General features: G+C 71.5%; 28 protein-coding genes. 12 read left to right on the top strand and 16 right to left on the bottom strand.

The window, feature by feature from the left end; translation table 11 throughout:
• Window positions 1-14 precede the first annotated feature (14 nt).
• The 8 genes from IEY82_RS16325 to torT are packed head-to-tail and all read right to left on the bottom strand — an operon-like array spanning window position 15 to window position 7963.
• Window positions 15-992, bottom strand: a complete 978-nt coding sequence (locus IEY82_RS16325) for a 5-oxoprolinase subunit C family protein (protein WP_189124968.1) — start codon at window positions 990-992, stop codon at window positions 15-17.
• Entirely contained in the window at window positions 982-1887 is a 906-nt protein-coding gene (locus IEY82_RS16330) for a 5-oxoprolinase subunit B family protein (protein ID WP_189124969.1), read from the bottom strand. Before IEY82_RS16330 ends, IEY82_RS16325 begins: the two co-directional genes overlap by 11 nt.
• Window positions 1884-3248: an acetyl-CoA carboxylase biotin carboxylase subunit gene (locus IEY82_RS16335; RefSeq protein ID WP_189124970.1), complete on the bottom strand. Its 1365-nt coding sequence runs from the start codon at window positions 3246-3248 to the stop codon at window positions 1884-1886. Before IEY82_RS16335 ends, IEY82_RS16330 begins: the two co-directional genes overlap by 4 nt.
• A gap of 5 nt (window positions 3249-3253) precedes the next feature.
• Window positions 3254-3499: an acetyl-CoA carboxylase gene (locus tag IEY82_RS16340; protein WP_189124971.1), complete on the bottom strand. Its 246-nt coding sequence runs from the start codon at window positions 3497-3499 to the stop codon at window positions 3254-3256.
• A complete protein-coding gene (gene pxpA / locus IEY82_RS16345) occupies window positions 3492-4241 on the bottom strand; it encodes a 5-oxoprolinase subunit PxpA (protein ID WP_189124972.1) in 750 nt (249 codons plus the stop codon). Before pxpA ends, IEY82_RS16340 begins: the two co-directional genes overlap by 8 nt.
• Window positions 4242-4243: 2 nt before the next feature.
• The gene (locus IEY82_RS16350) at window positions 4244-5275 is read right to left on the bottom strand and encodes an ABC transporter permease (RefSeq protein ID WP_189124973.1); all 1032 of its coding nucleotides are present in this window, start codon (window positions 5273-5275) and stop codon (window positions 4244-4246) included.
• Window positions 5272-6798: a sugar ABC transporter ATP-binding protein gene (locus IEY82_RS16355; RefSeq protein WP_225262821.1), complete on the bottom strand. Its 1527-nt coding sequence runs from the start codon at window positions 6796-6798 to the stop codon at window positions 5272-5274. Before IEY82_RS16355 ends, IEY82_RS16350 begins: the two co-directional genes overlap by 4 nt.
• Before the next feature lie 43 nt (window positions 6799-6841).
• Window positions 6842-7963: a TMAO reductase system periplasmic protein TorT gene (gene torT, locus IEY82_RS16360; protein WP_189124974.1), complete on the bottom strand. Its 1122-nt coding sequence runs from the start codon at window positions 7961-7963 to the stop codon at window positions 6842-6844.
• A gap of 167 nt (window positions 7964-8130) precedes the next feature.
• Between torT and IEY82_RS16365 the strand changes: the two genes are divergently transcribed.
• Window positions 8131-9624 carry a PucR family transcriptional regulator gene (locus IEY82_RS16365; protein ID WP_189124975.1) on the top strand — a complete coding sequence of 498 codons (1494 nt, stop codon included), beginning with the start codon at window positions 8131-8133 and terminating at the stop codon, window positions 9622-9624.
• A gap of 134 nt (window positions 9625-9758) precedes the next feature.
• Here the strand turns inward: IEY82_RS16365 and IEY82_RS16370 are convergent, their stop codons facing one another.
• The 6 genes from IEY82_RS16370 to IEY82_RS16395 are packed head-to-tail and all read right to left on the bottom strand — an operon-like array spanning window position 9759 to window position 14327.
• On the bottom strand, window positions 9759-10364 hold the full coding sequence (locus IEY82_RS16370) for an energy-coupling factor transporter transmembrane component T family protein (protein ID WP_189124976.1): 606 nt from the start codon (window positions 10362-10364) through the stop codon (window positions 9759-9761).
• Window positions 10361-11035 (bottom strand): energy-coupling factor ABC transporter ATP-binding protein, encoded by a 675-nt coding sequence (locus IEY82_RS16375; protein WP_189124977.1) that lies wholly within the window; start codon window positions 11033-11035, stop codon window positions 10361-10363. The genes IEY82_RS16370 and IEY82_RS16375 overlap by 4 nt, the downstream gene beginning before the upstream one ends.
• Window positions 11032-12156 carry a thiolase family protein gene (locus tag IEY82_RS16380; RefSeq protein WP_189124978.1) on the bottom strand — a complete coding sequence of 375 codons (1125 nt, stop codon included), beginning with the start codon at window positions 12154-12156 and terminating at the stop codon, window positions 11032-11034. Before IEY82_RS16380 ends, IEY82_RS16375 begins: the two co-directional genes overlap by 4 nt.
• Window positions 12149-12382, bottom strand: a complete 234-nt coding sequence (locus IEY82_RS16385) for a hypothetical protein (RefSeq protein WP_189124979.1) — start codon at window positions 12380-12382, stop codon at window positions 12149-12151. Before IEY82_RS16385 ends, IEY82_RS16380 begins: the two co-directional genes overlap by 8 nt.
• Before the next feature lie 32 nt (window positions 12383-12414).
• On the bottom strand, window positions 12415-13755 hold the full coding sequence (locus IEY82_RS16390) for a class I adenylate-forming enzyme family protein (RefSeq protein WP_189124980.1): 1341 nt from the start codon (window positions 13753-13755) through the stop codon (window positions 12415-12417).
• The gene (locus tag IEY82_RS16395; RefSeq protein ID WP_189124981.1) at window positions 13752-14327 is read right to left on the bottom strand and encodes a biotin transporter BioY; all 576 of its coding nucleotides are present in this window, start codon (window positions 14325-14327) and stop codon (window positions 13752-13754) included. Before IEY82_RS16395 ends, IEY82_RS16390 begins: the two co-directional genes overlap by 4 nt.
• Before the next feature lie 205 nt (window positions 14328-14532).
• Between IEY82_RS16395 and IEY82_RS16400 the strand changes: the two genes are divergently transcribed.
• The 3 genes from IEY82_RS16400 (at window position 14533) to IEY82_RS16410 (ending at window position 17053) form a co-directional block, all read left to right on the top strand.
• Entirely contained in the window at window positions 14533-15210 is a 678-nt protein-coding gene (locus IEY82_RS16400; RefSeq protein ID WP_189124982.1) for a DUF998 domain-containing protein, read from the top strand.
• A 52-nt stretch (window positions 15211-15262) separates the two neighbouring features.
• Window positions 15263-15637 (top strand): YciI family protein, encoded by a 375-nt coding sequence (locus IEY82_RS16405; RefSeq protein WP_189124983.1) that lies wholly within the window; start codon window positions 15263-15265, stop codon window positions 15635-15637.
• 111 nt (window positions 15638-15748) lie between these two features.
• Window positions 15749-17053, top strand: coding sequence for an RNA polymerase sigma factor (locus tag IEY82_RS16410; RefSeq protein ID WP_189124984.1), 1305 nt, complete (start codon window positions 15749-15751; stop codon window positions 17051-17053).
• Here IEY82_RS16410 and IEY82_RS16415 read toward each other — a convergent pair.
• Window positions 17014-17574 (bottom strand): ArsR/SmtB family transcription factor, encoded by a 561-nt coding sequence (locus IEY82_RS16415; protein ID WP_189124985.1) that lies wholly within the window; start codon window positions 17572-17574, stop codon window positions 17014-17016. The two genes, IEY82_RS16410 and IEY82_RS16415, sit on opposite strands and share 40 nt — an antisense overlap.
• A gap of 79 nt (window positions 17575-17653) precedes the next feature.
• Here IEY82_RS16415 and IEY82_RS16420 point away from each other — a divergent pair, with 79 nt between their 5' ends.
• A complete protein-coding gene (locus tag IEY82_RS16420) occupies window positions 17654-19303 on the top strand; it encodes an alpha/beta hydrolase family protein (protein ID WP_189124986.1) in 1650 nt (549 codons plus the stop codon).
• Between the two features lie 64 nt (window positions 19304-19367).
• On the opposite strand, the gene IEY82_RS16425 is transcribed toward IEY82_RS16420, so the two are convergent.
• The gene (locus IEY82_RS16425) at window positions 19368-19766 is read right to left on the bottom strand and encodes a hypothetical protein (RefSeq protein ID WP_189124987.1); all 399 of its coding nucleotides are present in this window, start codon (window positions 19764-19766) and stop codon (window positions 19368-19370) included.
• A 274-nt stretch (window positions 19767-20040) separates the two neighbouring features.
• Between IEY82_RS16425 and IEY82_RS16430 the strand changes: the two genes are divergently transcribed.
• Genes IEY82_RS16430 through IEY82_RS16460 form a run of 7 tightly spaced genes read left to right on the top strand, consistent with a single transcriptional unit; the run spans window position 20041 to window position 23914 of the window.
• Window positions 20041-20460 carry a VOC family protein gene (locus tag IEY82_RS16430; RefSeq protein WP_189124988.1) on the top strand — a complete coding sequence of 140 codons (420 nt, stop codon included), beginning with the start codon at window positions 20041-20043 and terminating at the stop codon, window positions 20458-20460.
• Between the two features lie 43 nt (window positions 20461-20503).
• Window positions 20504-20860: an MmcQ/YjbR family DNA-binding protein gene (locus tag IEY82_RS16435; RefSeq protein ID WP_189124989.1), complete on the top strand. Its 357-nt coding sequence runs from the start codon at window positions 20504-20506 to the stop codon at window positions 20858-20860.
• 10 nt (window positions 20861-20870) lie between these two features.
• Window positions 20871-21368 carry a GNAT family N-acetyltransferase gene (locus IEY82_RS16440; RefSeq protein WP_189124990.1) on the top strand — a complete coding sequence of 166 codons (498 nt, stop codon included), beginning with the start codon at window positions 20871-20873 and terminating at the stop codon, window positions 21366-21368.
• Window positions 21369-21427: 59 nt separating this feature from the next.
• A complete protein-coding gene (locus tag IEY82_RS16445) occupies window positions 21428-21805 on the top strand; it encodes a hypothetical protein (RefSeq protein WP_189124991.1) in 378 nt (125 codons plus the stop codon).
• 18 nt (window positions 21806-21823) lie between these two features.
• Window positions 21824-22873: a DMT family transporter gene (locus tag IEY82_RS16450; RefSeq protein ID WP_225262819.1), complete on the top strand. Its 1050-nt coding sequence runs from the start codon at window positions 21824-21826 to the stop codon at window positions 22871-22873.
• Between the two features lie 10 nt (window positions 22874-22883).
• Window positions 22884-23516 (top strand): GntR family transcriptional regulator, encoded by a 633-nt coding sequence (locus tag IEY82_RS16455; protein WP_189124992.1) that lies wholly within the window; start codon window positions 22884-22886, stop codon window positions 23514-23516.
• Between the two features lie 47 nt (window positions 23517-23563).
• On the top strand, window positions 23564-23914 hold the full coding sequence (locus IEY82_RS16460) for a hypothetical protein (protein ID WP_189124993.1): 351 nt from the start codon (window positions 23564-23566) through the stop codon (window positions 23912-23914).
• The last annotated feature ends 266 nt before the right edge of the window (window positions 23915-24180 follow it).

A 24180-nucleotide genomic window follows, 5' to 3' on the forward strand; every position in this document is an offset into this window, starting at 1 on the left:
ACGGCGGGGCCGGGTCAGGTGGCTGCGCCGAGGGCCTGGCGCAGCTTCAGCTCCCGGTCGGCCGAGTCGGCGCGGGCCCGCAACGCCTCGTCGAGGGTCACGGCGACGAACCGGGTACGGGTGCCGGGGGAGCACTGCGCCACCAGGTTGAGGTCGGCGCTGATCACGCTGGCCACCATGGCGTAGCCGCCGCCGGAGACCGCGTCGCGGTGCAGGATGATCGGCTCGACGCCGCCGGGCACCTGGATCGAACCGACCGGGTAACCGGCGTCCACGATGTTGGACGGGTCGGACCCCGCGCCGAACGGCTGGACGCGTTCCTCCCACTCCAGGACGGGACCGGAGTAGCGGAAGCCGGTGCGGTCGGCGACCGGGGTCAGCGTCCACTCCGATTCCAGCAGGCAGCTGCGCCCGGCGTCGGTCAGCCGGTAGTCGTACAGGCCGAGGACCACCCGCAGCTCGACGTCGCGGCTGTAGACGGGCCTGAGCGTCTCGGGCACGACCTGGCCCGGCACGCCGCCGGAGGGCCGGCCGACCGGCACGACGTCGCCCTTCTTGAGGTTGCGGCCCTGGAAGCCGCCGAACCCGCCGAGCGCGTACGTCGACCGGCTGCCCAGCACCACGGGCACGTCGAACCCGCCGGCGACGGCGATGTAGATGCGCGCCCCCGCCCGCAGGAAGCCGAAGGTCAGCTGGTCTCCGGCCGCGACGGCGAAGGACTCCCACTGCGGCGCGGGCTCGCCGTTGAGCATCACCGGCATGTCGGCGCCGGTGACGGCCACCACCGTCGGCTCGTCGAAGCGCAGCACCGGACCCATGTACGGCGACTCGATGACCGCCGCGTCGAGCGGGTTGCCCACGAGCAGGTTGGCCGCGGCGGCGGCGCGCAGGTCGGCCGCGCCGGACGGCGGGATGCCCACGTTGTAGTAGCCGGGACGGCCGCGGTCCTGGATGCTGGAGGCCAGCCCCGGTTCGAGGATCTCAACTGGCATAGAGCGCCTCCAGAAGTTCGGTGTTGTAGCCGTCGGGGTCGGCCAGGAAGCGATCGAGGTCGAAGGTCACCGGGCGCTGCCGATAGCGGTAGGTGCCCGCCTCGACCTCGGCCCGGATGGCCTCGTACTCAGCCTGGTCGACGGCGCGGAACTTGACGATGTCACCGGGCCGGAAGAAGATCATGAATTCGCTGAAGTCGGCGAGCCGCTGCTCCGGGTCGAAGATCGGCACCGGGGTGACGCCGAACATCTGGTAGCCGCCGGCCCCGCGGACCGAGTAGATGCAGGCGAAGCAGCCGCCGTGGCCCACGGTCAGCGCCGGGGTGTCGGTGCGCGGCCGCAGATACTTGGGCAGCTCCAGCTGCCGCTCCTGCGGGACCATCTGGAACAGGAACGGCAGCCCGGCCACGAAGCCGACCATCGACGTGATCCACGGCGAGCCGGAGTGGGCGTCGATGAACGCCTGCACCGAGTCGAGGTCGTTCTCGACGGCCGCGAACTCCAGATCGTTGCCCTCGGGCCGCTGGTGCCGGTCGCGGAAGCGGGCGCCCGTCTCGTTGGTGAACGGGTCGTCGTACCAGACGGGGACCTCGAAGATGCGGGTCTCCACGCTGCGGGAGGGGGAGCCGGCGACCTTCTCCTCGGCCGCCCGCACCGTCGCCTCCAGCTCGGCCGGTGGCACGACGTCGGGGTCGAACCTGATCAGCAGGGAGGCGTTGGCCGGGCAGATGTCCACGATGCCCGGGATGCGGTCCTCGCTGAGGATCTTCGACACGGCCATGGCGGTGAAGTTGACCTCAAGGCTCATGGCCTCGGCGAACTGGACGACGAGATGCTCGTCGCCGCCCCAGGAGTAGCGGCTCTGGCCTGTTCTGCGCGCGATGTTCTGTGTCATGCGTTCCCGCCACTCTTGTTACGGCCGGCCATCCACCCTTCGAGGAAGGTGGTGTGGTAGCGGCCTTCGCGGAATTCCTCGATGTCGATCACGCTGCGCATGAAGCCCGCGGTGGTGACGACACCTTCCACCTCGACCTCGTCCAGGGTGCGCGCCATGCGGGCGATCGCGGACGCGCGGGTGTCGGACCAGACCACGATCTTGGCGAGCAGGGAGTCGTAGAACGGGCTCACCTCGCCGCCGGGTTCGAAGCCCGAGTCGATGCGGACGAACGGGCCGCCCGGCATCCGCATCGCCGAGAGCACGCCGGGGCTCGGCATGAAGGAGAACTCCGGGTTCTCGGCGTTGAGCCGCACCTCGATGGCGTGGCCGCGGAACTCGACGTCGGACTGGGCGAACGACAGGGGCGCCCCGGAGGCCACGGTCAGCTGCTCGCGGACCAGGTCGCGGCCGGTCACCATCTCCGTCACCGGATGCTCCACCTGGATGCGGGTGTTCATCTCGATGAAGTAGAACTCCTCGGTCGCCGGGTCGTAGAGGAACTCGACCGTGCCGGCGCCGGTGTAGGCCGCCACCTTGGCGAGCGCGACGGCCGCGTCGGTCATGGCGTTGCGCACGTTCTCCGGCAGGCCGGGCGCGCCCGCCTCCTCCAGCACCTTCTGGCGGCGCCGCTGCATCGAGCATTCGCGCTCGCCGAGGTGGACGAAGTTCTCGCCGTCGCCGAACACCTGCACCTCGATGTGCCTGGCGTGCTCGACGAACCGCTCGATGTAGACGAGCCCGCTGCCGAACGCCGCCTGGGCCTCGGCCTGGGCGACCGGCAGCGCCTCGGCGAGCTCGGCCGCGTCGGCCACGACCCGGATGCCGCGGCCACCGCCCCCGGCGGCGGCCTTGATCGCCACCGGGTAGCCCGCCCGCTCAGCCGCCGCGAGGGCCTCCGGCAGGCCGTCGACCGGCCCGGCCGAACCCGGGACGGTCGGCACGCCGGCCTCGTCGGCGGCGGACCGCGCCCGCGCCTTGTCGCCCATCAGCCGGATCGTCCTGGCCGACGGCCCGACGAAGGTGACCCTCGCGTCGGCGACCTTCTGCGCGAACTCGGCCCGCTCCGACAGGAACCCGTAGCCGGGGTGCACCGCGTCGGCGCCCAGGTCGACGGCCGCCGTGACGATCGCGTCCATGTCGAGATAGCTGCGGGAGGCCGCCGGCGGGCCGATGAGCACCCGCTCGTCGGCCATCCGGACGTGCAGCGCCTCCTGGTCGGCCTCGCTGTAGACGGCCACCGTGCTGATCCCGAGCTCCCGGGCCGCACGGATGATCCGTACCGCGATCTCCCCACGGTTGGCGACCAGCAACTTGCGCACCAAGATCAACCCTTCTCGATGGTGAGGATGCCGTCGCCGGGGCCGATGATGCTCTCGTTCTCGGCGTGGATCCGCGTCACCGTGCCGCTCGCACCGGCCTTGACCTCGGCGAACTGCTTCATGACCTCGACCAGTCCGACGGTGGTGTCGGCGCTCACCACGGAGCCCACCTCGACGAACGGCTCCTTGTCGGGAGCGGGGCGGGTGTAGAAGACTCCGGGCAGCGGAGACTGCACAACGTGCTCAGACATGCGAGACCTTTCCAGAAGTCGAATCCTGCGAATCGATGACGGCCCTGATGGCGGTGGCCACTGCCACAGCGTTGGGCGTGTCCGAATGGACGCAGACCGTGTCGAACCTCATCGGGATGCGTTCGCCCGTGGCGGCGATGGCGACCCCTTCATCGAGGGCGACCGTCATCCGCTCCACTGCCCGCTCCACCGGCGTGGCATGCGGGCGCCTGGCGATGATCAGTCCGCCGTCGGCCGAGTACTCGAGGTCGACGTAGAACTCGGCGAGGAACGGCACCCCGCGGGCGGCGCTGACCCGCTCGTGCGCGGTGCCCGCCATGCCGAAGACCGGCACCCCGTACATCACGGCGACGTCGCAGACGGCGTCCATCAGCGCCTCGTCGCGGGCGACCATCCCGTACAGCGAGCCGTGCGGCTTGATGTGGTCGAGCGCGACGCCCGCCGCGTCGAGGAAGCCCTTGAGCGCGCCGACCTGGTAGAGAACGATGTCGCGCACCTCGTCGGGGTACAGCTTCATCTCGCGGCGGCCGAAGCCGACCGGATCGGGCAGGCCCGGGTGCGCGCCGACGGAGACACCGGCGGCGGCGGCCTTGGTGACGGTCTCGCGGATGCCGCTCGGATCACCCGCGTGGAACCCGCACGCGACGTTCGCGGTGTCGACGAGGTCGAGCAGCGCGTCGTCGTTGCCGAAGGAGTGGATCCCGTAGGACTCACCCATGTCGGAGTTGAGAGTGACCTTCATGTTCACACCTTTCCGGCGTACACCGCGGAGGCGAGCCGCGTGCGGAGCCGGTCAGCGACGACGGCCAGAGCCAGCACGACGCCGGTGACGATCATTTGGTAGTAGGAGTTGATCTGCGCCAGGTTCATGCCGTTGGCGACGATCCCAATGAACACCGCGCCCAGGACCGCGTCGAGCACGCGGCCCGCGCCGCCGCGCAGGCTCACGCCTCCGATGACGGCCGCGGCGATCGTCTGCAGCGGCAGCGACGCGCCGATGTTCGCCTCGCCGGTCTCGAGGCGGGCCGTGAGCAGCACGGCACCGACGGCCGCCAGCGCGCCGGCCGTCACGTACGCCAGGATCAGGGTGCGGAACTCGTTGACTCCCGACAGCCGGGCCGCGCGCGGGCTGGACCCGACCGAGTAGATGTGGCGTCCGGGCCGCGTCAGGGTGAGCAGCACCCAGAGCACCACCGCGGCCAGCAGCGCCAGCCAGATGGAGATGCCTATCCCGAAGACGCTGCCGTAGCCCAGCCAGTCGCTGAACTCCATGGGCAGCCCGGAGACCGGCACGCCCGAGGTGAGCATCAGCGCGAGGCCCGAGAACACCGAGGCGGTCGCCAGCGTCATGATGAAGGGATTGATGTTCAGGCTGGCCACGCCCAGGCCGTTGAGGAGCCCACAGGCCATGCCCACGAGCACGCCCACCACGATCCCGATCACCACGGCGCTCAGCGGTGAGCCCGTCTGGGACGACATGGCCATCGCCGTGGACACCGAGACCAGCGCGGTGATGGCGCCGATCGACAGGTCGAAGCCACCGGCCAGCAGCACCACGAACTGGCCGAGGGTGGCGATGATGATGTACGAGTTCTGCCTGAGCGCCGAGTGGATGTTGTCCACGGTCAGGAAGTTGTCCGACATCAACGAGAAGGTGATCAACGCGATGACCACCAGGATCGGCAGCACGCCGATCCTGACGAAGATCCGGGCGGCGTACGAGATCACAGATCCCCGAGGCCGCGCGGTGACTTCGACCTCACTCTGGAGGGTCATGCGATCTCCTTCGCCGGTTCGTCCCAATGCATCATGTGACGCAGGATCGTCTGTTCGTTGATGTCGTCCTGCCGGAGCTCGGCGGTGATCGTCCCGTGCGCGAAGACGTACACGCGATGGCACAGGTGCAGGATCTCCGGCAGCTCGGAGGAGATGACCAGCACGGCGTTGCCCTGCCGGGCCAGCTCCACGATCTGGTCGTAGATCGTCACCCGGGCCCCGACGTCCACCCCGACCGTCGGCTCGTCCAGCAGGTACGTGCTGCAGTCTCCGAGCAGCGCCCGCCCGAGCAGGCCCTTCTGCTGGTTGCCGCCGGAGTAGCTGTCGGCCGTCCGCTCGGGGTCGGGTGGGCTCAGCTTCATCCGGCGCAGCATGTCGCCGGCCACGGCGCTTTCCCGGCCGGGACGCAGCACCGGGCCGCTGGAGATCGAGCCCCGGTGCAGCCAGGGCAGCGTGACCGTCTCGCGCAGCGGCCGGTTCAGCAACAGCCCCTCGGTCTTGCGGTCGCTGGGCAGGTAGACGACGCCGGCCTTCATCACCCGGGCCGGTCGGGCCCTGGTGAGATCGGCGCCGTCGATGGTCAGCGTGCCGGAGTCGACCCGTTCCAGGCCGAAGCAGGCGCGGGCCGCGGTGGACTTGCCCGAGCCCATGAGCCCGGCGAACCCCACGATCTCCCCGGCGCGCAGCTCGAAGGTCGCGTTCCGTACGGCGCCGTCGAAGGTGGACAGGTCACGGGCGGCCAGGACGACCCGGGTGCCCGGCTCGGGCAGCTCCGGGTAGAGGTCCTCCACCACGCGGCCGGTCATCAAATTGATCAGCTCGTCGTCGGGCGTGCCGCCCGGGACGGTGGTGATCAGCTTGCCGTCCCGCAGCACGGTCACCCGGTTCGCGAGACGCCGGATCTCCGCCATCCGATGGGTGATGTAGACGATGCCGATGCCCCGGCCGCGCGCCTCCTCCACGAGGCTGAAGAGCCGCTCCGACTCCTCCTCGGTCAGCGACGCGGTCGGCTCGTCGAGGATGAGGACGCTGAGTTCGGGCCGGAACGCCTTGGCGATCTCGACCATCTGCTGCTCGGCCCGGCTCAGCGTCTCCACCAGCCGGTCCGGCGAGATGTGGAAGTCGAACTCGTCCAGGCGCTCCTGGGCCAGCCTGCGGACCCGGCGCCGGTTGATGAGGCCGAAGCGGCCGGGCTCGGCGCCCATGACCAGGTTCTCGGCCACGGTCATCGTGGGCATCAGCGAGAACTCCTGGAAGACCGCGCTGATGCCCAGCCCGCGGGCGGCCGCGACGCCCGCGAGGTGAACGGGACGCCCGTTGACCTCGATCGTCCCGCCATCCGGGTGCTGGGCACCCGAGATGATCGAGATGAGGGTGGACTTGCCGGCGCCGTTCTCTCCGAAGAGCACGTGCACCTCGCCCTTGCGAAGCTCGAAGTCCACCCCGTCCAGCGCGGTCACGCCGGGGTACTTCTTCGTGAGCCCGCGGACCCGGAGCACGACCTTGTGGTCAGGATCGGTCATGAGACAACTTTCTGGTCATGGACGGGCGTCAGGTGGGGTCGGGTCAGCTGCCGGCCTTGACGGTGAACGTGGGGGACCAGCCGTCGGGGGCCAGCGTGGTCGCCACGTCGAAGTCGCCGAGCGTGTCCTTGGTCACCATGACCAGCTCGGGGCCGACGTGCTTCATGAACTCCTTCTTCTCCAGCGCCCGGATGGCCTGGTCGATGGCGATCCGGCCCTGCAGCGCCGTGCTGTCGCTCGGAGCGGCCTGTACGGTGCCGCGCTGGATGCCGGTGTAGGTGCCAGGGGTGAAGTAGTAGCCCGCGACGCGGATCTTGTCGCTGAGGCTGCGGTCGCGCAGGATCGGCCCGGCGGCCTCGGCGGTCACGGCGGTCCCGATGATGTAGTCGATGTCCGGGTGTGCGGCGAGCACATCCTCGATCAGCCGGCTCTGTGCATCCTTACCGGTGTCGCCCCACTTGGTGTCGACGACCTCCACCTTGCTGTCCTTGAGGGCGGCCTTGAAGCCCTCCTCGCCGGCCTCGGCCCAGCCCGCGCCGCTCGGCCCGGGGAACCAGGCGACCTTGACGGCCTCGCCCTTGGAGTCCTCGATCAGCCACTTCGCGGTGATGTCGGCCAGGTCGTTGAACGAGACGAGCGACTTGGCGGTGACCTTGTCACTGGACATGCCGTTGACGACGTCGATCACCGGCTTGCCGGCGGCCGCCAGGCGGTCCACCGTCTTGTTCAGCCCGTCGTAGGAGATGGCGCCGATGACCAGGGCGTCCGCGCTCTGGGCGCAGTCCTCGATCTGCTGGGTCTGCTTGTCCAGGTTCTCGTAGCCGCCCGCCTCGACCATCGTCATGTTGACGCCGGACTCGCGCGCCTGCTCGGCCACGCCGTAGTTGAGGCCGAGCCAGTAGGCGTCCTTCATGTGGGGGACCGACACGCAGATGTTCCAGGGCTTCTCGGCCTTGTCCAGCGGGGTGTACTCGCCCTTGCTGCGCTCGCTGTCCATGGCCAGGTCGGCCCAGATGTCGACCTTGGCCGGGGCCCAGCTCTTGCCGGCGGCGGCGCTCGCGGGGGTGTCGCCTCCGGACTCGGTGGTGGAGGCCGAGCCGCAGGCGGTCAACGCCAGGAGCGCGGCGGCGGAGGTCGCCAGAACGGCGGGATAACGGAAGTGCACGAATGCTCCCTGTGTTTCGTTCCACGCCGGGAACTTCGCAGGTAGATGGGTGTTTGCAGTCAACATGGCGGTCGGTTTCAGCGTCTACGGGCGTGAGGGCCAAGGCTGGCGAGCTTGTATCGTGCAAGTGCACAGAGATTCGGTCAGCCCGAAAGGTCGGCACGTTCATGGCCCTAACGCTCAGCCAGCTCCTCGCCGAGTCCGTGCTCGAGCTGACCCTCGTCACACCCAGCAGTCCCGAGCTGCTGCAACGCCCTGTACGGTGGGTCGCGTCGACCGAGCTGGTCGACCCCACGCCGTTCCTGCGCGGCGGCGAGCTGCTGCTGACCACCGGCGCCTTCATCGACGCGGACGACCACGACGCGTGGCAGGCCTTCATCCAGCGGCTCAAGGCGGCCCGGGTCCCGGCGGTCGGCCTCGGGCACGGGCTGACCCACCACGACATTCCACGCGCGCTGGTCGAGTGCGCCACCGCGGCGGACCTGCCGCTGCTCGCCGTCCCCTACAGCGTGCCCTTCGTACGGATCAGCGAGTTCGTCGCCGACGCCATCATCGCCGACCGGTTCAAGGACCTGGGCCGGGCCTCCAACCTGGCCGCCGACCTGGCCAAGCTCGTCTCCACCGGCGCGCCCCTCGCCGCCCTGCTCAGAAAGATCGCCGAGGAGATCGACGGCGAGGCGGCCATCATCGACATCGACGGAAACGTGATGTCGAGCTGGCCGATGCACCACGAGCTGCGCACCGACCTGGTGCTGGAGGGGCTGGCGACCAACGGCACGACCGGCTACTTCGCCGTGCCTCTCGACCAGGCCGGGGCGCACGACCACATCCTGGTCGGCCGGTCCGAGATGACCGTCGAGACCGTGCGGATGGCCATGCACTCCGCGGCCACGTTGATCGCCATCGACCTGACGCGCAGGCTCCAGGAGGAGTCGTCGAGCGCCACGCGGATGGCCGCGGTGCTGTCCGGCCTGACCGACTGGACCACGCCCACGGCGACCCTGGTCAGGGCGCTGCGCGTCGCGGGCTTCGACAGCGACGCCCCCACCGTGGTGCTCGTGGCCCACCCCAACCCCGCCTTCTCCGCCGGCTACTCGCTGCGGCTGCGGCTGGCCGTGGAGCAGGTGCTGCCCGTCGTACGCTCGGTGCGCAGCGGCGACATGCTGGTGCTGCTCGCCCAGGGCGGCGCCGGCGACCCGACGGGCCAGGTCCTGGAGGTCCTGCGCCGGGAGATGCCCAGCCGGCGGATCGTCGTGGCCGGGCCGGCCCGCGACGCCGAGGAGATCCGCATGGTCCTCGCCTCCGCGCGGGCCATGATCACACCGGAGCAGGCGACGCCGGTGCGCGCCCGCGCCTTCGACCTGGCCTCGATCGTGGCGGCGGCCGCCGGCCGGGGCGGGCAGCACGCCGCCCGCGAGGTCCTGCAGCCGCTGATCGACCACGACGCCAGGACCGGCGGCGAGCTGCTCCACACCCTGCGGACCTACCTGCGGCTCGACGCCCGGCAACACCTGACGGCCAAGGCTCTCCACCTGCACCGCAACACGCTGAGATACCGGCTCGCGCAGATCGGCAAGCTGCTCGACGCCGACCTCGACAGCCTCGACACGCTGCTGATCTGCAATCTCGCCAGCCGGATGTACGACGCCGCCAACGGCTGAACCGTGCCGGGCGGCCGTCCCCTCGAACCGCGACCTCGGGCTGTCCGGCCGTCCCCTCGAACCGCGACCTCGGGCTGTCCGGCCGTCCCCTCGAACCGCGAGCTCGGGCTGTCCGGCCGCCCCCCGAGCTGCCGTCAGCCGTCGCCTTCGCCGCGCGCGGCGAGCGCCTCGCCCAGCTCGTCGGCATGGCGCAGGGTACGCACCAGGAACGGCACGGTGAACGCGATGACCGACCGCTCCGCGCCCCGCGCCTTGGCGGCCTCACGGACCTCGGCCGCGATGGTGGACAGGGCCGCCACCGACTGGAGGGTGAGCCCGACGAGCAGGCCGAGCCGGTCGGGACGCACCCCGAACCTGCTCAGCGGACGCAGGCCGCGCTCCACCGCCGAGACCACGTCCTCGACCCGAGTGGTGATCGTGAACAGGTTGGCGGCGGCCAGCGCGGCCACGATCCGCAGGCACATCACGATCGCGGGAACGGGCCCGAGCAGCCACCACTGCAGGGCGAGCACGAACACCACCAGGATCGCGAGCATGCGGAGCACCTGGAGGCAGCGTCGCGGCGAGACCCGGGCCACCGCGTAGCCGAGGGCGACGGCCGCGCAGATCGCGGCCAGCCACACCGGCGAACCCACCAGGAACACCGCCCCGGCCAGCACGAACAGGACGAGGAACTTCCAGCCCGCCGGTGTCCGGTGCAGCGGGGTCGAGCCGGGTTCGTACCAGCCGCCGACGTTCACGTGACGAGCTTGCGGTAGTGACGCAGCGCAGGTTCGGGCGTGTCGTCGGCCACGACCTGTCCCGCGTCGAGCACGATCACCCGGTCGAAGCCGCCGAGCAGGTCGAGATCGTGGGTGACCAGCACCACCTGCTGCTCCAGCCCGGCCAGCAGGTCCACGAACCGGCGCTTGTTGCGCAGGTCGAGCAGCGTCGTCGGCTCGTCGCACACCAGCACGGCGGGCTCCAGCACCAGCATCGCGCACAGGGCGAGCAACTGCTTCTGGCCGCCGGAGAGCTGGTGGGCGGGGTGGTCGGCGTAGCCGGCCAGGCCGTGCTGCGCGAGCACCTCGGCCGCGCGCTCGGCGCGCTCCTTGGCCGGCAGCCCGCTGCGCCGCAGCGAGAACGCGACGTCCTCGCCGGCCGTCGGCATCACGATCTGGCTGTCGGGGTTGGTGAAGACGAACCCGACACGCCGGCGGACCTCCCGGCCGTCGCGGCTCGGATCGAGCCCGTCGACCAGCACCCGGCCGGTGGCGGGCTGCACCAGGCCGTTGATCATGCGGGCCAGGGTGGACTTGCCGGAGCCGTTGGCCCCGACGAACGCCACCCGCCGCTCCGGCAGGCGCAGGTCGACGCCGGAGAGCACCACCCGGTCGCCGTAGTGGTGCCCGACGCCCTCGAACTCGATCACCGCGCTGCCTCCCACATCGTCGCCACGCCCACGCCCCCGCCCGCCGAGAGGGCGGCCAGGCCGGAGCCGGCGCGGCCGGTTCGTACCAGTGTCGCGAACAGCCGCACCACGAGCACGGCGCCCGAGGCTCCCCAGGGATGGCCCAGGGCGATCGCGCCGCCGTCGGGACCGGCCAGCTGCTCGTCGATCCCGGCGCCGTCGAGACAGGCCAGCGTCTGGCCGGCGAACGCCTCGTTGAACTCGACGACGTCAGGAACCCGGTCGAGCACGGCCTTCATCGCCGGCACCGCGCCCAGCCCGAGCCGGTTGGGATCGACGGCCCTGGTCGCCGAGGCGACGAGCCGCAGGCCGGGCAGGCCCAGCCGGCGGCGGACCGTCTCGCTGACCAGCAACACGGCGGCGGCGCCGTCGCTGATGCCGCACGAGTTGGCCGCCGTTGCGGTGCCGCCGGGCGTGAAAGCGGGCCGGAAGCGGGCCAGCCGCTCGGCCGTGAAACCGGGGCGCGGCCGCTCGTCGCGGTCGGCGGTGCCGATCGGGACCAGCTCGGCGGCGAAGCGGCCGGACCGCTGGGCCTCGACCGCCCTGGCATGGCTCCGGGCGGCGAAGGCGTCCTGCCGCTGCCGGGAGATCCCGGCCTCGGCCGCCACCAGGTCTGCGGCCGGGCCCATGTCCGGGTCACCGATCTCGGCGGGAGCGAACGGCGCCCGCGTGTAGCACCGGGGCGTCTCGCCGGGCGAGTGCGGCCGCCACGCGCGGTAGGGCGCGGTGGAGGCGCTCTCGACGCCCCCGGCAAGGTACGCCTCGCCCTCGCCGGCCCGGATCAGCGCCGCGGCCAGGGTGATCGCGGCCAGGCCGCTCGCGCACTGCCGGTCGACGGTCATCCCGGGCACGCTCTCGTCCAGCCCGGCGCGCAGGGCGGCGACGCGGGCCGGGTTGCCGCCGGGCCCGAACACGTTGCCCAGGACGACGTCGTCGACGGTGTCGAGGGCGGCGTCGTCGAGCACGGCCCGCAGCACGGGGGCGGCCAGCTCGTCGGCGCCGAACGCGCGCAGCGCGCCCCCCGCGTTGCCGATCGGAGTGCGCCGGGCCGCCACGACGACCGGTGTCCGGTCCTCACGCATCGCGGACCTCACTCATCGCGCCGGCCTGTTCGTCGCAGGGGCTGACCGCATCGGCTCGGCTGACCGGGCTGGTCATGTTCGTCGGCTCGGCTGGGCTGATCGCGGTCGTCGCGTTCATCGGATCGGTTCGGCTGACCGGGGTGGTCTCGTTCATCCGATCGGCTCGGCTGATCGCGGTGGTCGCGTTCATCGGATCGGTTCGGCTGACCGGGGTGGTCTCGTTCATCCGATCGGCTCGGCTGATCGCGGTGGTCGCGTTCATCGGATCGGCTCCGCGGCGAGGGTGCCGTCGCGCAGTTGCTCGGCGACCGTGGCACGGGCGGGCTTCCCGGACGCGGTGCGCGGCAGCGCCGTCGTCACCAGCCACCGGCGGGGCCGCTTGCCGGGTTCGAGGTTGGCCGACGCGGCGTGCCGCAGCTCGCGCAGCGTGGGCCGGCCGCCGGAGGTCGCCTCGACGACGGCGGTCACGATGGAGCCGAGAGTCGGGTGCGGGGTGCCGGTGACGAGCACGTCCGTGACGTACGGGACGCCGCGCAGCACGCCCTCGACCTCCTCGGCGGAGACCAGCTTGCCGCCGCTCGACAGGGTCGCCCCGAGCCTGCCCAGCACCACCAGGGCGCCGGTGTCGTCGAGCTCCACCCGGTCGCCCACGGTGGACCAGCCGGTCACCGGCCACGGGACGCCGTCGCGGAGGTAGCCGTCGAACGCGAGCGGCGAGCGTACCCAGAGGACGCCGTCGCGGACGTCGAGCCGCACACCGGAGACCGGCCGCAGCCCGCCCTCGCCGCGCCGGACCGCGATCAGCGAGTGCTCGGCGGAGCCGTAGTAGTCGACCAGCTCGACCCCCGGCAGCAGCCGCGAGAAGCGGGCCCGCGCGCCGGGGTCGAGGTGGGCGCCGCCGCAGACGACCGTCCGCAGGGCGCAGCCGGCCCGCAGGTCGGGCCGCCGGTCGAGGACGTCGAGCAGCGCGGACAGCATCGCCGGGACCAGGTGGACGGTGGCGGCCTCGCGCGCCGCCTCGGCCGCGGCCTCCGGCGCCCAGCGCGGCAGCGACCGGACCTCGTGGCCGCACCACAGCGCGTGCAGCGTGCCGAACAGGAACAGCGACGAGCTCAGCGGCCCCGGGATCAGCACGGGCCCCGGCAGCCGGCCGAGCGCCTCGAAGCTGCGCAGCCACGATCCGCGCGTGCGCATGAGGACCTTCGGCCGGGCGCTGCTGCCCGAGGTCGTCGGCAGGTAGAAGATCGTGGCGTCGCCGCCGACCGGTGAGACGCCACCCGCGCCGCGGGTGCCGCGATCGGCTCTCGGAACGCCGTCGGCCACGGGCGGGGCGGCGCCGGTGACCACGAGGTGCGGGCTCGCGTCGGCCAGCACCGCCTCGCGCTCCCGGGGGGTCCATGACGGCTCGACGACCAGGGTCGCCGCGCCGAGCAGGTCGGCGCCGAGTAGCCAGGCCGGCACGCCGGGCGCGTCCACGGCGATCCGCGACCCCTCCGCGACGCCGCGCGCGGCCAGCCACCGGGCGGCACCGTGCGCCCGCGCCAGCAGACCGGCCGGTACGGCTCCGTCGCCGAGGATCGGCGGTGTCGCGAGCGTCATGACGTGGGCGTCGTCCTGCCCGTCGGCCTGCTCGGCAGGGCGCGGTGCACGACGGCGGCGATCAGCGAGACGACGACCACCTTGGCCAGGTCACCCGGCACGTAGATCATCGACTGCACCGCGGCGGCCGGCAGGTCACCGGTGTAGAAGCCGAGCCAGGGGATGCCGATCAGGTAGCTGGCGAGCAGCCCGGCCAGGTTGGCGGCCAGCAGCAACGGCAGCCGGGGCCGGGTCGAGCGCGACACGATCAGCCCGGCGACGAACGCCGACAGGATCCAGCCCAGCAGGAAACCGCCGCTCGGGCCGACGAACGGGGCGATGCCGCCCCGGCCGCCCGACAGCAGCGGCAGGCCGAGGGCGACCAGCCCCAGGAACAGCACGACGGAGGCGGTGCCCCGCCGGGCGCCGAGGATGCTGCCCGCGAGCAGCGGCCCGGCGTTCTGCAGCACGATGGGGACACCGGAGCCGCCGACGTAGACGCCCGGGAAGATGCCCAGCACCGCGATGAAGGCGGCGAAGACGACCGTACGGGCGAGGTCGGCGGCGGGCAGGGGGGAGCGGGGTCGAGACACAGCAGTCACGATATCTCCCGGTCTGAAATGCCTGGGCGGTGACCGGCGGAGCGATCGGCCCCCTCGCTGACCTGCGATGACGCCGAGACAAGAACGAGACAAAAAGATCTTGAAAAAGATTCGGTCGATTTGTCGAAGCGCCGCGATCCCGTTCGAAGCGTAGTCAAAGGGCCGAGAACAGCCCCGGACTCACAAGGAGAAGGTCATGAGCCAGCAGCTGACGGAGACCTGCGACCCCCAGACGAGCGTCACCAGGTCGCTGCTCGGCTACGGGGTCATCGCCGGGCCGGTGTACGTGGCGGTGTCGCTCGTCCAGGCGCTGACCAGGGAGGGCTTCGACGTCACCCGCCACGCCTGGAGCCTGCTCGCCAACGGCGACCTCGGCTGGATCCATGTCACCAACTTCCTGGTCGTCGCCGCGGCCACCCTCGCCGCCGCCGTCGGGCTGGGCCGGACCCTCACCTCGGGGCCGGGAGCGACCTGGGTGCCCCGGCTGATCGGGGTCTACGGGGTGGGCCTGATCGCGTCGGGGATCTTCCGGGCGGACCCCGCGATGGGTTTCCCGGCCGGGACACCGGAGGGGCCGGGTGTCGTGTCACTGCACGGGACGCTGCACTTCGTCGCCGGAGCGGTCGGGTTCGTCTGCCTGACCGTGGCCTGCCTCATCGTCGCCCGCCGGTTCGCCGGCGAGGGGCGCAGGGGATGGGCCGTCTACTCCGGCGTCACCGGGGCGTTCTTCCTGCTGTCCTTCGCCGCCGTCGCGACCGGTGGCGGGGCGTCCTGGGCGACCCTGACCTTCGTCGCGGGGGTCGTGGCCATCTGGGGCTGGCTCTCGGCCCTGTCGCTGCACCTCTACCGGCGGGCCACGCCCCGGCGCGGCTGAACCGTCCGGATTCGTTAGAGAAAATCACACAGAAGAGAAAGAGGAACCTGCCATGCGATACGTGATGATGGTCCGCGTCACCTCCACCCCCGCCACCCCGCCGCCCGCCGACCTGATGGAGGCCATCGCCAAGCTCGGCGAGGAGGCCACCAAGGCCGGCGTGCTGCTGGACAACGCCGGGCTGGCCCCGAGCTCCGAAGGAGCCAGGGTGGAGCTCACCGGAGGCAAGCTGAACGTCACCGACGGCCCGTTCGCCGAGGCGAAGGAGCTGATCAGCTACGCCCTCTACCAGCTCGGGTCCAAGGAGGAGGCGGTCGAGTGGGCCTCGCGCTTCATGAAGGTGCACCGTGACCACTGGGCGGGCTGGGAGGGCGAGGTCGACATCCACCGCGTGTTCGGCCCCGAGGACTTCGCCGCCCCCGCCTGACCCTCACGGCGGCCCGTCGGCCCGATCTCGCATGACGGCGCCCCCGGTCTCGGTCCGTTCGGACCTCGGCCGGGGGCGCCGTCATGGTCGGACATGGTTGGATCTGTGCCCATGACGACAGGGGATTCGCGGCGGGCGATCGAGGCGGTCTGGCGAATCGAGTCGGCACGGGTGATCGCCGGGCTCGCCCGGATGGTGCGCGACGTCGGCATCGCCGAGGAGCTGGCGCAGGACGCCCTGGTCGCGGCCCTGGAGCAGTGGCCGGTGTCGGGGGTTCCCGACAATCCGGGCGCGTGGCTCATGCTCACCGCCAAGCACCGGGCGATCGACCTGCTGCGTCGCCGTACCCGCTATGAGCAGAAGCTGCAGGAGGTCGGCCACGACCAGGAGCTCCGTCAGGAGTCGGCCGTGGACGAGGTGGACGACGCCCTCGACGACCCGATCGGCGACGACGTGCTGCGGCTGTTCTTCACGGCCTGCCACCCGGTGCTCCCCACCGAGGCGCGGGTCGCGCTGACCCTGCGCCTGCTCGGCGGCCTGACCACGGAGGAGATCGCGCGGGCGTTCCTCGTCCCCGAGCCGACCCTCGGGCAGCGGATCTCCCGAGCCAAGCGCACCCTGGCCGAGAAGCGGGTGCGGATCGAGCTGCCCCCGCCGGACGAGCTGGCCGACCGGCTCTCCTCGGTGCTGGAGGTCATCTACCTGATCTTCAACGAGGGCTACTCGGCGACCGCGGGCGACGACTGGATGCGCCTGTCGCTCTGCGAGGAGGCGCTGCGCGCGGGCCGGATCCTGGCCGGGCTCATGCCGGGGGAGGCCGAGGTGCACGGGCTCGTCGCGCTGATGGAGATCCAGGCGTCCCGCACCCGCGCCCGCACCGGCCCCGGCGGCGAGGCGATCCTCCTGCTCGACCAGGATCGGCGGCTGTGGGACCGGCTGCTCATCCGCCGCGGGCTGGAGGCGCTCGGCCGCGCGGAGGCGCTCGGCGCCATCGGCCCGTACGGCCTGCAGGCCGCGATCGCCGCCTGCCACGCCCGCGCGGCCTCGGCCGACGACACCGACTGGGAGCGGATGGCCGCCCTCTACCGGGTGCTGGCCCACCTCACCCCGTCGCCGGTCGTGGAGCTGAACCGGGCGGTCGCCGTGGGCATGGCCTACGGACCGGCGCGCGGGCTGGAGATCGTGGACGGCCTGGTCGCCGAGCGCGCGCTCCGGCACTATCCGCAGCTGCCGGCCGTACGCGGGGATCTGCTGGCCAAGCTGGGACGGCCCGGCGAGGCGCGTGAGGAGTTCGCCCGCGCCGCCGAGCTGACCCGCAACGAACGCGAGCGCGCCCTGTTCCTCGGCCGGGCGGCGGATCTCGACGGGGAGGCCGGTCAGTCCTCGTCGGCGGGCAGCGCGAACATCCGCACGTAGAGGGGCCGCGCGTCCGGCGGCGCGTCCTCGGGCCGGTGGCTGTACTTCATCAGCAGCTCGATGTACGCCTCGTAGAAGTCGTGGAACTCCGCCTTGGTCATCCGGCCGAGCCCGCGTGACCCCTTGGCCCAGTCGGGATCACGCCGGTAGGCCTCCGGGAAGCGCCTGAACAGCTCGAGATCCTCCTCCATGCCGAGCCGGTGGAACTCCGCGAGCACGGGACGGTCCTCGGGGGCGAGCTGGTCGGGGGTGGGCAACCGCAGGTCCCTCGGGCCGGCCTTGCGCCACCAGCGCTCCCTGCCGGTCGAGCGCTCGGGGATCTCCTCGATGAAGCCGTATTTCTCCAGCTGGCGCAGGTGGTAGCTGGTCGTGCCGGTCTTGGCGCCGAGCAGCTCGCCGAGCGTGGTCGAGGTCGCCTCGCCGTGCACGCTGAGATGGTGCAGCATCCGGCGGCGCATGGGATGGGCCAGAGCCTTGAGCCGGGCCGGGTCGTCGAGCAACAACCGGTCGTCATCCTTCATGAGGAGCAGCGTAGTACCACAGGATGATATCTGCAGATGAACCTCTGCCGAGAAGTCTCTGCATAGTACCTTCGGCAATATGAGACGAATCCTCCCGGCTGTGGCCATCGCCGCATGCCTGCTCACGGGACCGGCGACGGCGGCGACGACCGCCTCGCCCGCCTCGGCCACCGCGTCCGCCCCCACCTCCGCGTCCGCCCCCACCTCCGCGTCCGCCCCCACCTCCGCCGCTGTGCCCGCCTCCGCCGCCTCGTCTGCCTTCGCCCCCGCGCCCCCCGCTGTGGCCACCTCTGGCGTGACCAGCGCCGCCGACGCACCCGCTTCTGAGGCCGTTCCGCCCGATCTCACGGCGACCGAGGTGAGTTTCCGCGGTGGCGGCGGCCTCGTTCTGCATGGCACGGTCCTCTCACCCGTCACGGAGGGCGGTGCGGGAGGCGTGCAGGAGGACGCCGCGAGGACCGCCACGGGCATGGCGGCGGCGAAGACCGGTGCCCGGCCGGGCCTCGTCCTGGTGCACGGGTCCGGCACGGGCACCCCGCGCGGCAAACTGATGACCGAGGCCGTCGAGTTCGCGCGCAGGGGCCTTTCGGTGCTCGTCTACGACAAGCGCTCCGAGGGCTACTCGCTCACGGGGCGGTCCTACTCGACCCTCGCCGACGACGCGCTCGGCGCCGTGGCCACGCTGCGCTCCCAGCCGGGCGTCGACCCGGCGAAGGTCGGCATCTGGGGGTTCAGCGAGGGCGGCTGGGTGGCCCCGATCGCGGCCTCCCGATCGGCGGACATCGCGTTCGTCGTGCTCGTCGGCGCCAACAGTCAGTCGCCGCTGCGCCAGCAGACCTGGGCCGTGGCGGCCGGGCTGCGCAAGGCCGGAGTGTCGGGGCCACTCGTCGACCGGGCCGAGCGCAACCTCTACCGGGTGATCGCAGACGGCGGCCTGTTCCCCGAGCCCTACTACGACCCGGAGCCGACCATCGCCGCACTGGGCCGGCCGGTGCTCGCCATCTGGGGAGTCCACGACCTGCTCACCCCGCCGAAGGAGAGCCCGCCGGGGTTCGTCTCGGCCCTGGAGGAGAGCGGTAACCGGCACTACACGATCCGCTTCTTCGCCGGCGCCGACCACGCCGCTCACCTGACCCCCGACGGTGGCGTCACCCGGCTGCCCGAGCTGGCTCCCGGCTACGCCGACCTGGTGGGCGGCTGGATCGGCGAGGTCACGGCCGGACGGCCCCCGGTGGCTCAGACGTCCGGCCCCGCTCCCGTGCAGGACTCCCTGACCGTCGCCGTCGATCCGCCGGCCTGGTGGGAGTCGGCGCCGACGCAGGTCGTGGCGCTGGTGCTGTTCGTCGTGGGTTTCGCGGCCTACCCGGTGGTCGCGCTGGTGCGCCGGCTGCGCGGCCGCTCGCTCGCGCCGGTGACGAGAGCCGCGCGGCTGGTCAGCGCCGGCGGCCTGACGGTGGTGCTCGGCGCGTTCTGCTACCTGTTCTACCTGGTGATGACCGGTGGCAAGCTGGCCGCTCCCGGGCCCGTGCTGGCCGGTCGCCCGCTCGTCTGGCTGGCCCTGCAGGCCCTCTCCGTGGTCTGCGTGGTCGCCGCCGTGCTCACGGTACGGGCCTGGCGCCGCGCCCGTGGCTCCGTGCCGCGCGGGGAGAGGGTGCGCCTCGGGCTGCTGCTCACCGGTGGGCTGGCGTTCGTACCCTGGGCCCTCTACTGGGGCCTGCTGCTCCCTTGACGGGGGCAGCGGAGAATCGTTCTCGTACGTTCCGGAAGCCTGGAGCGGTTGAAGGCGTGAGCGGTCAGCGGTCGAACCAGCGTCCGGTGGCCGGGACGAGCGTCAGGACGACGACGGCCGCCGGGCACACCGTGGCGCCGATCAGGCCGCCGACGCTGAGTCCGGGGTCGACCGCCTGGACCACCACCAGGCCCATCGCGATGACGATCTCCAGGGCGACGGTGGCCCAGCGGACCCGCCTCAGCCGTGAGTGCCAGCGGCCTGCCAGCCGGCCCAGCAGCACGATGAACGCGACGCCGATCGCGAAGTAGAGGATCGGGGCGAGCTCGAAGAGCCCGCCCGTGATGATGGCGAACCCGTAGAGGGAGAAGCCGACCACGGCGAAGGCCACCTGCAGCGTCATGACGAACCTGGCGCTCGTGGCGGCGAACGGCATGCGCGCCGCCTCGGTGACCTCCGTCATGTGATCATCATGCCCGGGATGTCATCGTGAGGAAAGTCGCATACCGGACATTTGTCGTGATCGTCGCGGTCATGTTCGCCCGCAACTGGGCCGGCCGGTCGGCGACGATGGTGTCACAGTCGCCGGGATCGGCAACAGAAACTTCACCGTGATCGTTCCTCTCGTGAAACGGGTTCGAGGCACCGACGAACGGCCGATGGCGGGACGGAGAAGTGGACAGCGAGCATTCTGCGCCGGATATTGGGTCAAATATCACTACTACAGAAGGATTTTCATGGATGTACGCCTGGACCACCTCGTCTGCTGGGTATCGGACCAGCTCCGCGCGCTCGACTTCTACGAGCGGGTGATCGGGTTGCCAGGCGTGCGGGCCGACGAGTTCCGGGCCGGGAAGGCGCCGTTCCCCAGCGTACGGATCACCGACGAGACCATCCTCGACCTCATGCGCCAGGGCGCCGCGGGACAGGTCGACGAGGGCACCGGCGTCAAGGGCAGCGCGGGCCACCCGGTCAACCACTTCTGCCTGGCGGTCGGCCAGGCCGACTTCGAAGCCCTCAGGGCCCGGCTGGAGCGTCACGGCGTGCCCGTCACGGGCACCGGCGCCGGCTCGTTCGGCGCCCAGGGCATCTCTCCAGAGGTGATCTACTTCCCCGACCCCGACGACAACGTGATCGAGGTCCGCTACTACGCCTGATCCCCACCTGTGGATTGTCGGTGGTCTTTGCTACACAGAGCCCATGGGTGTGAGCGTCGACGATTTCCTCAAGCTGCTGGACGAGTTGCCCGAGGTGCGCACGAGTCATGGCGGTGACTGGCTGAGCATCAAGGTGCGGGGCAAGGGGTTCGGCTACCTGTGGGAGCAGACCGAGACCGTCGGGCTCAAGGCGACGATCGAGGAGCAGCTCGCGCTGGTGGCCGAGCGGCCCGACGTGTTCGAGGTGCAGTTCACCGCCGGGCGGTTCGGGTGGGTGGTGGTCCGGCTCGACCGCATCGACCGCGACGAGCTGTTCGAGCTGGTCGCCGAGGCATGGTGTCTGACCGCGCCCAAGCAGTTGGTGGCCGCCTTTGAGGCAAAACACCATATAGGGGGATAATCTTCCATTAATGCTGCATACGACCATCGAGTTGCGCCAGTGGCGCGACGACGACACGCCCGCCGTCCTGGCCGCCTTCCAGGAGCCCGACATGCGCGCGCAGGCGCCCTGGCCCGTCGTCACCCTGAGAGACGCGATGGGCTGGATCGCCGCCTGGTCGGGCGTGGGTCACGCGTTCGCCGTGACGCTCGACGGCCAGGTGGTCGGCAACGTCGCGGTGACGGACATCGACGTGCACGAGACCGGCTGGGTGTCCTACTGGACGACTCCCGAGGCCAGGGGGCGCGGGGTCGCCGCCGCGGCCACGGCCCAGCTCGCGCGCTGGGCGTTCCGCGAGCGGGGCCTGTTCCGGCTGGAGCTCGGTCACCGCACCAACAACCCGGCCTCGTGCCGGGTGGCGACCAAGGCCGGGTTCCGCCCCGAGGGCATCGAGCGGGCCAAGCTCAGCCACGACGGCGTTCGCTACGACGTCGAACGCCACGCCCGCCTCGCCACCGACCGCCCCTGACCCTCTCTGCGGCCGGGCCGAGGTGGTCAGGGGGTCGCAGGCTGATCTACGCTCGGAGGGTGGACAGCGAGAGCCTGGCCGCGGCCGGCCTGCTGGCGGCCCTGAGCCGGGCCGCCGGCCTCCTCGCCGAGTTACAACACCCGTTCGTGCGGAGCGAGCCGTTCTCCTACTTCGTCCCCCCGGCCGGCGCCCGCACCGGCATCGCGTTCACCCTCCCCGACGGCCGCGAGCTCTGCTTCGCCGTCTCGATCGTCGTCTCCGAAGGGGCCTTCCACGTGGACGGCTCGGTCGCCGCCGAGGGTGAGGCGCTCCTCGAACTACCGCGCAAGACCACCCCGGACATCCGCGAAGGCCTGGCCGTGCTCGACGACTACACCGGCGAGCTGATGGCCCCGGCGGGGCGGCTCATCGATGAACAACTCGACAACATTGTCTGATTGTCAGACAATGTCGGAATGAAGAACGGACCTCTCGCTGTCGTCGGCGCCTCCGTGCTGTGGGGGACGGCCGGCACGGCGGGATTGCTCGTCTCCGCCGACTCGGTCGCGCTGGCCGCCGCCCGGCTGGTCATCGGCGGTTTCGCGCTCGCGTTGTTCGCCGGTCGCGGCGTCCGGCGGGCGGTGACCCCCGGCCTGCTGCTCGCCGCCGCCGCGGTCGCCGCCTACCAGCTCTGCTTCTTCGCCGCGGTCGGCCGCACCGGCGTCGCCATCGGCACGGTCGTCGCCATCGGCAGCGGGCCGGTGTTCACCGGCCTGCTCGCCTGGCTGCTGCACGGCGAGCGACCGAGCCGCCGCTGGGCGCTCGCCACCTCGGTGGCGATCTGCGGCTGCGCGGCCCTGATCGTCGGAGGCGGCGCGGAGACGGGCGGGCAACTCGTCTCAGGCGTGCTGCTGGCGTTGGCGGGCGGACTGCTCTACGCCTTCTACGCGGTCAGCGCGGCCCGTGCGATCGGGGGTGGCGCGCCCTCCAACGCGGTGATGGGCGTGCTGTTCGGTGGCGCCGCCGTGATCATGCTGCCAGTCCTGCTGATGACGGGAGTCGACTGGATGGCCGAGCCGCGCGGCCTTCTCGCCGTCCTCTACCTCGGTCTCGGCACGACCGCCCTGTCCTACTTCCTGTACGGCCGGGGCCTGCGCAGCACCCCGGTGGCCACGGCCGCCACGCTCGCGCTGGCCGAACCCGCGGTCGCCGCCCTGCTCGGCCTGGTCGTGCTGGGCGAGCGGCTGGGCCTCGTCTCGGTCACCGGGCTGGTGCTCCTGGCGATCAGCCTCGTGGCGGTCGCCGTACCGGCAAGGACCGTCACACCGGGAAAGGCGCCCGTAGCGGGAAAGGCGCCCGTACCAGGAAAGGCCGTAGCGGGAAAGGCCGTAGCGGGAAAGGCCGTAGCGGGAAAGGTCGTGGCGGGAAAGGCGGCTCTGGCGGCGAGTGCGCCCGCGCCGGGAGGGGGCGCCGTGCCCGGGAGGGCTGCGGTGACGGGTACGGCGGTCGTACCGGAAGACAGCTAGAGTCACGGTCGTGACGCTGCCCCTTCGTCCCGTCTCCGCCGTCGGCGCGCTCGCCGACGCGCTGCGCCGCAGGGTTCTGTCCGGCGAGATCGAGCCGGGCAGGCCGCTGCCCGAGCAGGAGATCGCCGCCGCCTACGGCGTGGCCAGGCCGACGGTCCGCGAGGCGCTGGCCGCGCTCGTCCACGAGGGCCTGCTGCGACGCGAGCGCAACCGCAGCGCCTACGTCCCCGAGGTGACGCTCACCGACCTGGCGGATCTGATGTACGTGCGCCGGCCGCTGGAGGACCTGATGGCCGAGGCGGTGGCCGGCCGGCGGGTGCCCGAGGCGGAGGCGGCGCTGGCCCGGATGGACGCGCTGCCCGCCGCGGCGCCGTGGGCCGACTCGGTGGCCGAGCACATGGCGCTGCACCAGGCGTTGATCGAGGCGGTGGGCAGCCCTCGGCTGGAGCGGCTCTACGGCGCGCTGCACGCGGAGACCCGGCTCGGCCTGGTCCGGTTGCGCGAGGTCTACGAGGACAGGGAGGTGCTCGTACGCGAGCATCGAGAGCTGCTCGACGCGATCGCCGAGGGTCCCGCCGAGGCGGCACGGGCGGCGGTCGCCGCTCACCTCGGTCACGGGTGGGGCGGAGAGCGGCACCCATAATCGCGAACCCTTGCGGGACCACCCCAGAACTCGCAAGAATCGCGGCCATGCACGGCAATCCGATGCCGGACTCCTACGTGTACGTCACGGAAGAGGGCGTCACCCGTCACTACGCGGACGGAAGCGTTGAAGCACTCGCGTGGGAGGACGTCGTCGAGGTCCGTGTGGTGACCGAGGACGGGGCGGACGTCCTCTACATCCTGCTCGACCGTGACGGCGAGGGCTGTGTGGTGCCGCGGTCGGCCACCGACGCGACGTTCCTCGCCCGGCTGCGTTACCTGCCCGACTTCGATCTCGAACGGTTCGTTGTCGCGGCCGAATCGGCACACGACGGGGTGGTGGTCGTCTGGCGCAGCCCGGATCCGCCGTCCACACTCCCTGACCTGGAATATGACTGAAGCAGGCGTTCGTCCGGTTCGGGCAAGCTTTTCTGCGTAATATTTATAATTTCGAGACTTTCTGCACTGTGGCGTTCTCGCGTCCTTGGCGAGCGACCACAATGTCATCCCCGCGTCTAGAGTCTTTCTTCCGGTAAATGTGGCCGGTTGTGGACGTGCAGGTGTATTTCACCTGAATAGTGGCCATCTATAGAATGATCTCGCTGTCACGGCAGTTCGCAGTAAGGACGTCGACCGCCTACTTAGCGACGTCTGGTGCGCATGGG

It is taken from the genome of Nonomuraea cavernae (assembly GCF_014646355.1).
In the GTDB taxonomy this organism is placed as follows: domain Bacteria; phylum Actinomycetota; class Actinomycetes; order Streptosporangiales; family Streptosporangiaceae; genus Nonomuraea; species Nonomuraea cavernae.